A 12,787-nucleotide genomic window follows, 5' to 3' on the forward strand; every position below is an offset into this window, starting at 1 on the left:
GAGTTTCCCTCCGAGTGATCTATGTCCGTTGGCGATGCATCCGGGACCGGCCTCGGCCGGTCGTGGCTCTTGTACTTCTCGCTTGCGTTCGCGAGCATGAGCTTCTCCGCGACGGGACCCGTCGCGATCATCATCGCGGCGTCGCGGGAAGGCGGGCTGACGTTGGCGCAGACATCGTCGTGGCTCTTTGCATCCATCGGCATCAACGGGCTTGCGAGCATCGCGATCAGCTGGAAGATGCGTCAGCCTCTGCTGTTTCTATGGACCATTCCCGGCGCGATTCTCGCTGCGCCGGTGATCGCGCAATATGGTTTCGGTGCCGCGGTGGGCACGTATCTCGTCTGCGCGGTCGTGCTGCTCGTGCTTGGTCTGACGAATCTCGTCGCATTGCTCGACCGATGGGTGCCGATGCCTGTCGTCATGGCGATGATCGCGGGTCTCTTCATCAAGTACGTGCTCGCTGTCGTGCATTCGACGATCGCCGCGCCCTACATCGGCGGCGGCATGTTGATCGCGTTCTTCGGTCTGATGTGGCTCGAACGACGCAAGGCCGCGCCCATGCCGCCGCTCATCGGCGCCATGCTGGCAGGAGCGGCGATTCTCTTCGCTACAGGTTTTCAGTTGCCGAGCCATAGTGGCGGCGCTTGGGTGGCCACGCCCGCGCTCGTCGCGCCGCGTTTCGACATTCACGCGATCTCACAGTTGCTGTTGCCTATGTTGATTACCGTGCTGTTCGTGCAGAACGCGCAGGGTATCGCGGTGACGCGGGCGTCGGGGTATCACACGTCATTGCGGCTGGTGACGATCTATAGCGGCGTGCTCACCGCGATCACGGCGCCGTTCGGCGGTTGTCCGTCTGTGCTGACCGGGCCGAGCAACGCGATTCTCGTATCGGGCGGCAAGCATGGACAACATTACATCGGCGCACTGATTGCTGGCGTGCTGTGCGTGCTGATCGGTATTTTCGCCACCGCATACGTGTTTCTTCTGACGAGTTTGCCGGGCGCATACATTGCGGTACTCGCCGGACTCGCGATGATGGGCGTGCTGGAAAAAGCCTTCATCAGCGCGTTCCGTTCGGCTTTGCCGCTGAGTGCGATGATCGTGTTCGTCGTCACCTTGAGCGATGTGACCTTGCTTGGAATCGGCGCGGCATTCTGGGGCGTGGTCGCGGGATGTGTGGTCTATTACGCGATCGAGCGGCCTCAGTCGGACGAAGCGCGTTCATAGACCACTTCGCATCCCGCCTTGTCCGTGATGATGAAGTGGTCTTCGTTCAACGTGAACGCGTATTCGATGACGGCATCGTTGGCCACCGACAATGCGAGCCTTCCCGGCGAAATCACGCGCCACGTACCGCCGTCCCACCAGGTGAATGTGCCCGGCGGATCGGTTTCGCCGAAATAGAGGCCGCCGGGCTCGATGCGCAAACGCGCCGGATATTGCGCGGCGCATGGCGGTTCGCCTTGCTTGCGCCAGATCCCGGCGAGACGGGCATGATCGTTCTGCATGACGGCGCTCTCCAGGGTTCGATCGACAGTGCCTGCATTGACGCACGGCGCAAGCACCATCGACATCAGCAATAGCGGCATTAGTGCCTTCAAAGCTCATCGACCGCCTTGCTCGCCGTCGAGGAAAGCGTCATCGATCTGGCTTTCGACTTCAGCACTTTCGACAAGCCTTTCGTGGCAGCGTTCGCTTTCGTATCGGAACCGGCGATCTCGGCAAGCTTGCCGACTTCCGCGCCGCTCATCACCGAGTCCTCGTCGATCATCGCGGCGGCGGCCTTGACGTCCGGCTTGCGTGAGCCGAAACGACGCCCGACGCGCTTCGCCTCGATCACAGCGAAATGAGGCGCGAGCACGGAGCATGCGAGCGCCTGATGAATCGCCGCGATGCCATCGGTCAGATGATCGCCGCCGATCGCGAGCACGAGATGCGCATCGGGCGTCGCGAGGACCGCATGCGCCGCGGCCGCGTGCTGCGCATCCATCGCGCCCGTCACCATCACGGTTGCGTAGCCCGCGACGTGCGCAATCAACTCTTCGGTGTCCCAGTGCACTTCGACTTCGATACCGTGGACGCCGGGCATCGGAAAGAGCGCGCCTTCCGCGCCTCGCATCAGCGTCATCGAATTGCGGATCGATTCGCCGGGATCGAGCAGCGTGAACGCATGGTCTTCGATGCAACGCACGACAGTGCGAAAACTGCGCGCGCTGCCTGCGGGATCGACAACCTCTCCGCACACGAATTCGCCCTTGATGCTGAGGTCCGCTGGCACACGCAACGGCACGCTGCCTTGATTGACGAGCGCGATATCGACACGTACCGGCGCGCCGATCGGCACTTCGCCCAGAAGCGGCGTGACTTCGAGCGCGAGTCCCTCGACTTCGGTTTCGAGATCGGTCGGCGTGATTGCAGGACTCGTCGACGATGCTCCACCGAACGCCACCGCGCCGGGCCGCACGAACGGATCGGGATAGTGCCGGAGCTGCTTCAGATTGTCCGGGTGATAGGACCACTGGATGTTGGCTGGAAAGGGATTCGTCGCGGTGCCCGCCTGCGCGATCACGTCGCTCGTACACATGTAGCCGTGATCCGCGAAGTTGTGCACGAGCCCCATCGCATGGCCGATTTCATGAATCGCCGTGCGGAAATAGGGCGCCGATGCAGTGCCGAAGCGCATGCCGCTGACGGTGCCCCAGCCCGGATCGATAGTCCAGTGCGATGCAATGCCGATACCCTCGCGCGGCACGTTGTTCGAGTCCGTTCCGGCCACGTCATACATGATGCCGCGTGGCGTCGAGTCGATGTTCTTCACGGCGAGGATGTGATAGCGCCATTCGTTGTCGAGATTCGTTGCTTCACGATAGGCCAGCATGGCCGCATGCATTTCCGCATCGGACCATGAAGCGCCGCTCGGCTCGGTCACGTTCGTGTCGCTCAGTCGCAGATTGACCTGCCAGCCGAGCGTGTCCATCACGGTTTGCCAGGTGTGGCCCGCGCCGCTCGTGGTGGGCTGTTCGGAGCCGTTGACGGTATCGATCTCGACCGTGCACTTGCGGAAGGAACTGCTGAGCCATCCCATCTTGAGGCGGCCCGTGACTGTGCCTTGCGCGTTCTTCACGTCGCCTTCCGCATAATCGGATGCGGACGGATAGCCGGTCGGCGCCGCCATATGCACCATTCGCGCGCTGAGCGTCGATTCGAGCGCCCACGCGTTCGGCGCGGTATAGCGCCAAAGCTCAAAACCCAGTGTGAAGGCGTTGCCGCGATAGATCAACTCGGGCATTGAAGTCACGCGAATGTAGTAGCGATAACGCGAGCGTGGCAAGACCGGAATTCCGTTGGCGGGCTTGGGCGCATTCGATAGAAGCGGGCGGACCGGCGCAAGCGCATTATCGCCTTGATCGGAAAAAGCGGGCGGCAGCGGAAAAATGCGCACGTTGCGCTGATACAGATCGCCGCTCGCCGTGCGCCCCGCACGATGACATTCGACGCGCAATGTGCCGTCGTAGACGACTTGCGACGAACCCGTCGGGCGATACGACAGCAGCCAGCAGCCGCATCGCAGCGAGCGGGACTGCGTGACGACGGGGCCGAGCACACCGGAGAGGAGCGCGGCATCGGCTGACATCGGCGTGTCGGCTGATGAGGTATCCGCTTGAATGGAAGGAGCGAGAAACTCGGGAAGCGGAGGGATTTGGGCAGGCATCGTCAATACTCCGTTTCGCGGCGCGTAGCCACGGACATGCTTTTAGCAAAACGCCCACTTAGTTGTTATTGATTCGGATACCTTATCGATATCGCTAAAGAATCTGAATTGAGGCGGAAATATGAAGGTCTAAACGACCGGGAGATAGTTCGAACGCTCTCTTAAAGAAAGCAAAATACAAGAAAGGAGTAAGCGAACGATAGTCGAGGAAGTGCGGCTCGCAATCAATTTTCGAACGCGCACTGTGGGTTGGCGAACAGTCTCTGAGCGCCTTGCAAAGGGGACAAAACGTCCGTTAGAGACTAGATCGGTTGCTTTCGGTTTTCCTTGCAATCTTCTAATCTGACTGACAAGACGACGCACTTGCACTAAGCGATACGTCTTTATCTCTAGCAAGCCGCCCCGAAGAGCGACTCAAAGCGAGGCGGGCCGGCTTGAGCTGCGCCACGCATTCCGACTCACGGAGGACGCGATGGTCAGCAAATCCGGCGGCGCCAAGAAAACCGGCGAATCGCCCGCGCGCAAGCGCGCTAAAGCGGTTACATCCCACACACACGATCACGACGCGCCCGGCGCCGGCGGCGATCCCGTGGTGCAAGTGCGGGTCGTTTCGGGCAACGTCGACGAATTCAGGCGCTTTGTCGAAACGACGCCGCTCGAATTCTCGTGCGCCAGTCCGCGCGTGGGCGCTGACGGCACCGTATCCGCGCATGTGCTGATGCACGAGAGCGCGGTCCAGAAGGCACAAGCCTCCGATGCGATCCGCCTCGAAATCGTCGCGCATCCCGCCGATCTCGGCGATGAAGGTCCGCCTCAAGTCGGCGAAGGGAATCGTTTCGAAGATCCGTCCGTATTGCCGACGGGGCGCGGTGTCCTGCTGAGGAAGTCGTCATGAGCTATCTGAACATCGTCGAGGTCGAATCGGCCATTGCTAATCTGGCGGGCGCGTATCCGGCCCTCACGAGTCTCGTGTCGCTTCCGAATGCGTCGATCGAAGGCCGCACGAGTCATGCGCTGCGTATTTCCAACGGCGGCTTCGGCGCACGCGACGCGGTGATGATGATCGGCGGCGTGCATGCACGCGAATGGGGCAGTTGCGAAATCCTGATCAACTTCGCGACGGATCTTTTGTCCGCCTATACGAACAACGCGGGCCTTCAATACGGCGGCAAGTCGTTCACGGCAGGCGCGGTGCAGGACATGATGAATTCGCTTGAGTTCGTGATATTCCCGCTCGTGAATCCTGATGGACGACTCTTCAGCCAGCAGCACGATGCGAATATCCTCGACGGCTGGCGCAAGAATCGCAACACTGCGTCGAGCGGTGGCGCGCCAAGCAAGATCGGCGTGGACATCAACCGCAATTACGATTTTCTCTGGGACTTCGCGACCAAGATGGCGCCGGGTTCGCCGGGTGCATCGGCCGATCCGGGCAACGAAACATTTCACGGCACTGCACCGTTCTCCGAACCGGAAACGCGCAATGTGCAATGGCTCGTGGATGCGGTACCACGCACGCGCTGGTTCATCGACGTTCATAGCTATTCAGAACTGATCCTTTATAACTGGGGCGACGATCAGAACCAGACGAACGATCCCGCAAAGAATTTTCGCAATGCGACGTGGGATGGCAAGCGCGGTCTTTATAACGATGCCTACGCCGAATACATTCCGGGCGACGACGAAGCGGTAGCGGCTGCGCTCGCCAATCGCATGAAGTCGGCGATCGCGGCCGTGCGCGGCAAGAACTACACGGCAGAGCCTTCATACGGACTGTATGCGACGAGCGGCGCAAGCGACGACTATGTCTACGCACGTCATTATGAAAACCCGGCGAGGGGCAAGATCTACGGCTTTACGATCGAATGGGGCACGCGTTTCCATCCGGCGTGGAGCGAGATGGAGCTCATCATCGATGACATATCCGCCGCGTTGATGGAGTTCTGCAACGCGGCACCATGCGCGGGCGGCATGATTGCAGTCGCGCCGCTCACGACCCAGCTCGCATTCACCGACATTCCCGCGAGCACCGAAACCGCGCGCGCCATCGTGTTTTCCGTGCAAAGCTGTCAAGCGGTGACGCTTCAGGTCACAGCCGGTCCGACGCTCACAGCGGGTCCGGGCACCGTCGGCTTGCCGTTCGGCGGCCTGTTGACGTTGTCTGCCGCGCCCTCGGCGGCCACGCGCGAAGTGCGCCTGTGGGTGAGCTATAAGGCAGGCGCGGCGGGCACGAGTTCGGCGGGCAGCGTGACCGTGTCATGTCCGCAGACCGGCGGCCAGTGGATCATTCCGATCACCGCGAATGCGATCGCTAAACCCACCGTCGAAGCGATGCTCGTGCTCGATCAATCGGGCAGCATGGACGATCCTTCGGGCATTCCGGGCAAGAAGCGCATCGACGTATTGCACGATGCGGCGCCGAGCTTCGTCGAATTGCTGGGCGATACGGACGGCATCGGCGTAACGGCTTTCGATCAGGACGCGTATCTGCGACTGCCGGTCGTGCAGGCGGGCGCGTTAGGCTTCGGAACCGGACGGGCGCAGGCAAAGAGCGCGATATCGAGCCATCTGACGAATCTGTCGGGGAGCACTTCAATTGGCGATGGTGTCGCGCTGGCGCACGACACGCTTGTGGCGACCGCGGGCTATGACCGTCGCGCGGTGGTCGTGTTCACGGACGGCGAGGAGAATACATCGAAGTTCATCGCCGATATTGCTTCGAAAATCGACGATCGCGTTTTCGCTATCGGGCTTGGTACGGTGAACGAGTTGAACCCTGTTGCATTGTCGCGGCTCGTCAGCAACACGGGCGGCTATCTCATGCTAACGGGGCCGCTGTCGGCGTCCGAGCAGTTTCGTGTTGCGAAGTACTATCTGCAAATTTTGAGCGGCGTGACGAACAGTCAGATCGTGGTCGATCCGGATGCTTTCGTCGGCAATACGATTGTTCGTATTCCTTTTAATTTGAATGAAGGCGATACATCGGTCGATGTCATTCTTTTATCGGCTTATCGCAAGTATCTCAACTTTCGTGTCGAAACACCGGCGGGCGATCTGATCGATCCGGCATCGGTGGGCTCGCTGATCGATTCGGCCTTCACGGCCGGCGCCGGACTCGACGCTTATCGACTTTCATTGCCGGTCGTATGGCCTTCGCACTCCGCGCACGCCGGACGATGGTATGCGCGTCTCGAACTCGCGCGCGAAAGCGGACCCGGCGTAAGCGATGCCATGCGCGATACGGCCGTCGCGCGCGCGCAAGTGGTGTCGCACGGCATTCCGGTCAGCGTCACGGTGCAGGCGCGTTCTTCGCTTGCGATGACGGCGGACGCAAGCGCACAGCGCGGCACACCGCCGAGCGTCATCGATCATCGTGTCACGTTGAGACAACTCGGCATTCCACTCGATACGGGTGCATCCGTTATCGTCGAAGCGATCGGGCCGAACAACGACACGAGCACCTTCAAGCTTGCCGATGCGGGAGCAGGGGAGTTCACAGGCCAATCGAACGCGACGGCCTCCGGCGTCTATACGTTTCGCTATATCGCGAGCGGTACGAGCTTTGCAGGGCTTGCCTTCACGCGCGAGCAGGTTCGCACGGTGGGCGTATGGGCCGGCGCCGATGATCCGCCGCCGCGTTCGCACGGCGGTGAAAAAGGCTGTTGCGGCGATGTCATCGAGTGTCTGCTGCAGGATCGAGGCGTGAGGGCGCTGCTCAAGCGTTACGAAATCGATGCGGCGCGTATTGCCGAATGTTTAGCGAAAAAGCGCGGCGGTGCTTAAGAGATTTAAGCTGCTTAAGCGCGAAGAGAAGAGGGCGTCCTAAGAGACGCCCTTAATCGTCTAAAGATTCGGGATATGAAACACTGCGTTTTTAGACGTGTCGCTCCATTCGCGGCGAAACGTCGCATGCCCGAGGCCGGCGTTCTACTACCCTTGTAGCTGAAGAAAGCAAGCGTATGGAGAACACATCATGATCTATCGCAATACGGAAGAAGCACACTGGGAGCCGCTGCTGACGATTGCCCGCGACGAACTCGGCATTCATTCGTTCGATCCCGTTGGCAAACCGAGTTCCGACATTCGCATGTGCCGCGTCGAAGATATCGCGCGTGCGCTGGAACGTGCCTATGATTTCGGCCTGCTCGTCGGCCATACGACAACGCGCGAAAAATGCGCTCAAGAATACTGAGCCTTATTTCCCAAGACGCTCGGCAAGCGAATAGCGTCGCATGCAGCGCTCCATGCTGTCGAGAAATGCGTGATCGGCCGCATTCATTTTGCGGTCGCGATGCCATAGCAGATGCACGTCGACATCCATGAGTCCTTCCTCGGGCGGCAAGCGCCATAAGCGTTGCTGCGCGATATCGTCGCGCACGATGTGCTCCGGCAGGCAGCCCACGCCATAGCCCGCAAAGATGAGCCGGCGCACTTCATCGAGGCTCGGCGACGACGCCACGATGCGGCCCGTAAAACCCTTCTGATCGCGAAAGACGGTGAGCGGCGAAAGACTGTCGCCGATCTGATCGCTTGTGAACGACACGAAGTTTTCGGCGAGCAAGTCGTCCATTGTCAGCGACGACTTTCCGAACAGGCGATGATGCCGCCCGCAGAAAATTGCATAACGCTGGCGCAGAAAACAGCGCATTTCCAGCTTCTCGTGCGGCGTGCGGCACAAGCCGAGCCCGGCCGTCGCCGTCTTCTGCAACAGCGAAGAGATGATGTCCGACGAGCGCATGACTTCGATCTGCAGATCGATGCGCGGATAAGCCCGATGAAACTCCGCGAGAAATTCGTCATACACGGGCGATTCGATCCGGCTGATCGTGAGAAGACGAATCGAGCCGCTGATGTCTTCAGTGCGATCGTCCAGCTCTGTTTCGAGCCGCGAAATATTCCCGTAGATATCGCTTGCGATCCGATACACCTCTTCGCCCGCCTGCGTCGGCGCGAAATAAGGGCCGCGCCGCTCGATGAGCCTGCGCTCTAGCGTTTCCTCTAGCCGCCGCAGCGCCTGGCTCACGGCCGGCTGCGTCACATGCAGACGCGCGGCGGCGCGGCTGAGGCTGCGCTCCTGCATGATCACGAGATACGTGCGCAGCAGGTTCCAGTCGAGCCGGTCGTTCAGAAAGCGGGCGATGTCGGTGCGCATGCGTGATCCCTCGAAAGCCTTGAGCGGCAAGCCTGCAATCAAACTATTAGTTAAATTTATGCGCTGAATAATAACGCGAAATTTGACTAATGTTTTATGGATGACGATAAAGACACGTATCGAGAGACAGCGCACGAGACGTGCATCGGAGACCGCATGAGCCAAGCCATCGTCAACACTCGTCAGCCGGGACGCGCCGCGACCGCGGCATTCATCGGCACGATGATCGAGTGGTACGACTTCTATATCTACGCGACCGCCGCGGCGCTCGTTTTCGGCGAGCTTTACTTTCCGTCGAGCGATCGCTTCGTCAGCACGATGGCGTCGTTCGCGACGTTTGCCGTGGGCTTCTTCGCGCGGCCGTTGGGCGGCATCGTGTTCGGCCATCTGGGCGACAGAATTGGCCGAAAGAAAGCGCTGATGACCACGCTGATGATGATGGGCGCAGCGACCGTCGGCGTTGGCTTGCTGCCGGAGTATTCGAAGGTCGGCATGCTCGCGCCGGTGCTGCTCGTGCTGCTGCGCGTGGTGCAAGGTATCGCGGTGGGCGGCGAGTGGGGCGGTGCCGTGCTGATGGCGGGCGAACATGCGCCGCAAGGCCGTCGCACGTTTTTCGCATCGTTCGCGCAACTGGGCAGTCCGGCCGGGCTGATCCTGTCGCTGATTGCGTTTCGCGCGGTCACGTCGATGGACAAGGCCGATTTCATGTCGTGGGGCTGGCGTGTGCCGTTTCTCGCGAGCGCGGTGCTGTTGATCGTCGGCATCGTGATTCGTCTTGGCGTGAACGAATCGCCGGAGTTCGAGCGAGTGAAGGAATCGAAGCGCACGGCCAAGCTGCCGATCGCCGAGGTGTTGCAATCGTCGTGGGGTCTCGTGCTGCTGTGCATCGGCGCGAATACGATCGGCATTGCGGGCGTGTACTTCACGAACACGTTCATGATCGCTTACACGACGCAATATGTCGGCGTGTCGCGCTCGCTGATTCTCGATTGCCTGTTCGCCGTCGCCATCATCCAGTTTATTGCGCAACCGCTGGCCGCATGGCTCGCGGAACGCATGGGCGGAGCGCGCTTTCTGAAGTGCGCGGCACTGCTCGCGATGATCTCGCCGTATCCGATGTTCATGCTCGTGCAAAGCGGCGCGGCCGTGCCGATGGTGATCGGCATTGCGATCGCGGTGATCTGCATGGCGAGCTTCTATTCGGTGATCGCGGGCTTCGTGAGCGGCGTGTTTCCGGTGCGCGTGCGCTACTCGGGCATCTCGCTCGCGTATCAGGTGTGCGGCGCGATTGCGGGCGGTTTGACGCCGCTCGTTGGGACCTGGCTTGCACATCGTTATACGGGGCAATGGTGGCCGCTTGCCGTGTTCTATACGTGTCTCGCGGGCATCTCGCTGCTGTGCATCGTGGCGCTCGATGCGCGTCGCGCGACGCATGCGGAACACGCCGAATCCGTCGGCGCGATGTGAAGCGAAATCAAACACTGAAGACCGGATCAGACACATGAAAGACCTGTTGCAAATCGATGGCGCGCGCCTTTGGCAAAGCCTGATGGACATGGCGAAGATCGGCGCGACGCAAAAAGGCGGCGTGCGACGCTTGGCGCTCACGGACGAAGACGCGCGCGGCCGCGATCTGTTCGCGCAATGGTGTCGCGATGCGGGCATGACCGTGAGCGTCGATGAAATCGGCAATCTGTTTGCACGACGTGAAGGCATGCGCCGCGATGCGGCACCGGTATTGATCGGCAGCCATCTCGACACACAGCCCGAAGGCGGGCGCTTCGATGGCGTGTATGGCGTGCTTGCCGCGCTCGAACTCGTGCATGCATTGAACGATGCGGACATCGCGACGGAGAAGCCGATCGAGATCGTGTCGTGGACGAATGAAGAGGGCGCGCGCTTCACGCCGGCGATGCTGGGCTCGGCGGTATTCACCGGCGTGACATCGATGCACGAAGCGCTGGCCAAGAAAGATGCGGACGGCGTCACGCTCGCCGATGCATTGGCGCAAAGCGGCTATCGCGGCTCGCGTGCGGTGACGGGACAGGCCGTGGATGCGTACTTCGAGGCGCATATCGAGCAAGGTCCGGTGCTCGAAGCGAACGGCACGACCATCGGCGTAGTGACGGGCGGCCAGGCGATCCGCTGGCTCGATGTGACCGTAACCGGCGTTGCCGCGCATGCGGGTACGACGCCGATGCCGTATCGCAAGGACGCGTTTTTCGCGGCGGCGCAGATGGCGGGCGAACTGGAACGTATCGTCGAAGCTTATGCACCGCGCGGGCTGGTGACGATCGGACAGGTTGGCATCGCGAATGCATCGCGCAATACGATCGCGGGATGCGTGACGTTCACTGTCGATCTGCGTCATCACGACGACAACGAAATCGATGCGATGGAGCGCGATCTGCGCGAAGCTTTCGCACGCGTGGCCGACGCGCGTGGCGTGCAGGTTACGATCGAAACGTACTGGCGTAGTCCCGCGACGCCTTTCGATGCGGGCTGCGTCGCACTGGTCGCCGATGCGGTCGATGCGCTCGGTTACTCGAACGAACGCATCGTCAGCGGCGCGGGTCACGATGCGATTCATCTCGCGCGCTATTGCCCGACGGCGATGGTCTTCATTCCATGCGTCGACGGGCTTTCGCACAACGAAGCCGAAGACGCGTTACCTGAAGATGTCACGCGCGGCGCGAATGTGCTGTTGCATGCGGTGCTCGCGCGCGCGGGCGTTGCCGTTACCGAGAATGCGCAATAAGGGACTCACGATGAAAACATTCTTTCACCCCGAACAACTGCTGCATCATCCGCGCAGCTATCTCTCGCGTGGCCAGATGCGCGCGCCGCAGGAAGTGCCCGAACGCGCGGCGCGGCTCGTCGCGGCGGTGAAGTCGATGGACTTCGATGTCATCGAGCCGAAAGACCTTGGCATGAGTGGCATCACCGCTGTGCACGATACGGACTATCTGCGCTTCCTCGAGGAAGGGCATCGCGAATGGAAGAAGATGCCCGATGACTGGGGCGATGAAGTCATGTCGAATATCTATGTGCGCGATCCGAATCCGTTGCGCGGGATTCTGGCGAAGGCGGCGCGATATCTGGCAGATGGAAGTTGTCCGGTGGGCGCGAATACGTGGCGTTCGGCTTATTGGTCGGCGCAGAGCGCGCTGGCGGCGGTATCGGCTGTCAACGATGGCGCGCGCGAGACTTATGCGTTGTGCCGTCCGCCCGGACATCATGCGCGCGCGGATGCAGCGGGCGGGTTCTGTTATCTCAACAACGCGGCTATTGCGGCGCAGGCGTTGAGGGGCAAGTACGGGCGCGTCGCGATTCTCGATACCGACATGCATCACGGTCAAGGCGTTCAGGAAATTTTCTATGGACGCGACGATGTGCTCTACATCTCGATCCACGGTGATCCGACGAACTTTTATCCTGTCGTGGCCGGTTATGAAGATGAGCGAGGCGCAGGAAACGGTGCTGGCTTCAACTGCAATTTACCGATGCCGCATGGATCGTCGGAGGCGGTGTTCTTCGAGAAGCTCGATGACGCGCTTGGCGTGCTGAAGCGTTTCGAGCCCGATGCGCTGGTGTTAGCGTTGGGCTTCGATATCTATAAGGATGATCCGCAGGCGCAGGTCGCGGTGACGACAGAGGGGTTTGGACGGCTTGGTGATGCTGTCGGTGCGTTGCGGTTGCCTTCGGTGATCGTGCAGGAAGGCGGATATCACCTTGAAAGTCTTGATGCGAATGCGCGGGCGTTTTTTGAGGGGTTTGCGAGCAGGCGTGGGTGATGGTCGGCTGAGGGCGTAGCGCTTGTCCAGATCGAACGGGGGCCGGCCGGGAGCATGCGCCGTCCAATGTCGATTCGAACGTGTCGGACCGTCGCCTTGTTTAAATCACATCAACCATCGATGCAG

The 12,787-nt window shown here is 60.8% G+C and carries 10 protein-coding genes; 7 read left to right on the top strand and 3 right to left on the bottom strand.

Features of this window, described 5'->3' with window-relative positions; translation table 11 throughout:
• The first annotated feature begins 21 nt into the window (after positions 1-21).
• Complete coding sequence (locus BRPE64_RS27475) at positions 22-1,230, top strand: benzoate/H(+) symporter BenE family transporter (RefSeq protein WP_016348244.1); 1,209 nt, start codon at positions 22-24, stop codon at positions 1,228-1,230.
• Here the strand turns inward: BRPE64_RS27475 and BRPE64_RS27480 are convergent.
• Together BRPE64_RS27480 and BRPE64_RS27485 are read right to left on the bottom strand one after the other, a co-directional pair.
• Positions 1,206-1,511 carry a hypothetical protein gene (locus tag BRPE64_RS27480; protein WP_144063553.1) on the bottom strand — a complete coding sequence of 102 codons (306 nt, stop codon included), beginning with the start codon at positions 1,509-1,511 and terminating at the stop codon, positions 1,206-1,208. The genes BRPE64_RS27475 and BRPE64_RS27480 overlap by 25 nt on opposite strands.
• A gap of 89 nt (positions 1,512-1,600) precedes the next feature.
• A complete protein-coding gene (locus tag BRPE64_RS27485) occupies positions 1,601-3,715 on the bottom strand; it encodes a zinc metalloprotease (protein ID WP_051180564.1) in 2,115 nt (704 codons plus the stop codon).
• Between the two features lie 472 nt (positions 3,716-4,187).
• Between BRPE64_RS27485 and BRPE64_RS27490 the strand changes: the two genes are divergently transcribed.
• From BRPE64_RS27490 to BRPE64_RS27500, 3 genes are all read left to right on the top strand, one after another.
• Positions 4,188-4,610, top strand: coding sequence for a hypothetical protein (locus tag BRPE64_RS27490; protein WP_016348247.1), 423 nt, complete (start codon positions 4,188-4,190; stop codon positions 4,608-4,610).
• The gene (locus BRPE64_RS32025) at positions 4,607-7,498 is read left to right on the top strand and encodes a M14 family zinc carboxypeptidase (RefSeq protein ID WP_016348248.1); all 2,892 of its coding nucleotides are present in this window, start codon (positions 4,607-4,609) and stop codon (positions 7,496-7,498) included. Before BRPE64_RS27490 ends, BRPE64_RS32025 begins: the two co-directional genes overlap by 4 nt.
• 190 nt (positions 7,499-7,688) lie before the next feature.
• Positions 7,689-7,907 carry a DUF6900 domain-containing protein gene (locus BRPE64_RS27500; protein WP_016348249.1) on the top strand — a complete coding sequence of 73 codons (219 nt, stop codon included), beginning with the start codon at positions 7,689-7,691 and terminating at the stop codon, positions 7,905-7,907.
• 3 nt (positions 7,908-7,910) lie between these two features.
• Here the strand turns inward: BRPE64_RS27500 and BRPE64_RS27505 are convergent, their stop codons facing one another.
• Positions 7,911-8,867, bottom strand: coding sequence for a LysR family transcriptional regulator (locus BRPE64_RS27505; protein WP_044043441.1), 957 nt, complete (start codon positions 8,865-8,867; stop codon positions 7,911-7,913).
• A gap of 156 nt (positions 8,868-9,023) precedes the next feature.
• Here BRPE64_RS27505 and BRPE64_RS27510 point away from each other — a divergent pair, with 156 nt between their 5' ends.
• From BRPE64_RS27510 to BRPE64_RS27520, 3 genes are read left to right on the top strand one after another with little or no spacing between them, the layout of a single operon-like run.
• A complete protein-coding gene (locus tag BRPE64_RS27510; protein ID WP_044043443.1) occupies positions 9,024-10,334 on the top strand; it encodes an MFS transporter in 1,311 nt (436 codons plus the stop codon).
• Between the two features lie 34 nt (positions 10,335-10,368).
• Positions 10,369-11,625 (top strand): Zn-dependent hydrolase, encoded by a 1,257-nt coding sequence (locus BRPE64_RS27515; RefSeq protein ID WP_016348252.1) that lies wholly within the window; start codon positions 10,369-10,371, stop codon positions 11,623-11,625.
• Between the two features lie 10 nt (positions 11,626-11,635).
• Positions 11,636-12,661, top strand: coding sequence for a histone deacetylase family protein (locus BRPE64_RS27520; RefSeq protein WP_044043771.1), 1,026 nt, complete (start codon positions 11,636-11,638; stop codon positions 12,659-12,661).
• Positions 12,662-12,787: the final 126 nt, after the last annotated feature.

The organism is Caballeronia insecticola, from assembly GCF_000402035.1.
In the GTDB taxonomy this organism is placed as follows: domain Bacteria; phylum Pseudomonadota; class Gammaproteobacteria; order Burkholderiales; family Burkholderiaceae; genus Caballeronia; species Caballeronia insecticola.

Excerpts from the sequence above, each read along its gene's own strand:
- BRPE64_RS32025 (WP_016348248.1), top strand. The coding sequence starts at position 4,607 with ATGAGCTATCTGAACATCGTCGAGGTCGAATCGGCCATTGCTAATCTG.
- BRPE64_RS27500 (WP_016348249.1), top strand. The coding sequence starts at position 7,689 with ATGATCTATCGCAATACGGAAGAAGCACACTGGGAGCCGCTGCTGACG.
- BRPE64_RS27520 (WP_044043771.1), top strand. The coding sequence starts at position 11,636 with ATGAAAACATTCTTTCACCCCGAACAACTGCTGCATCATCCGCGCAGC.
- BRPE64_RS27475 (WP_016348244.1), top strand. The coding sequence starts at position 22 with ATGTCCGTTGGCGATGCATCCGGGACCGGCCTCGGCCGGTCGTGGCTC.
- BRPE64_RS27485 (WP_051180564.1), bottom strand. The coding sequence starts at position 3,715 with ATGCCTGCCCAAATCCCTCCGCTTCCCGAGTTTCTCGCTCCTTCCATT.
- BRPE64_RS27515 (WP_016348252.1), top strand. The coding sequence starts at position 10,369 with ATGAAAGACCTGTTGCAAATCGATGGCGCGCGCCTTTGGCAAAGCCTG.
- BRPE64_RS27490 (WP_016348247.1), top strand. The coding sequence starts at position 4,188 with ATGGTCAGCAAATCCGGCGGCGCCAAGAAAACCGGCGAATCGCCCGCG.
- BRPE64_RS27510 (WP_044043443.1), top strand. The coding sequence starts at position 9,024 with ATGAGCCAAGCCATCGTCAACACTCGTCAGCCGGGACGCGCCGCGACC.
- BRPE64_RS27480 (WP_144063553.1), bottom strand. The coding sequence starts at position 1,511 with ATGCAGAACGATCATGCCCGTCTCGCCGGGATCTGGCGCAAGCAAGGC.
- BRPE64_RS27505 (WP_044043441.1), bottom strand. The coding sequence starts at position 8,867 with ATGCGCACCGACATCGCCCGCTTTCTGAACGACCGGCTCGACTGGAAC.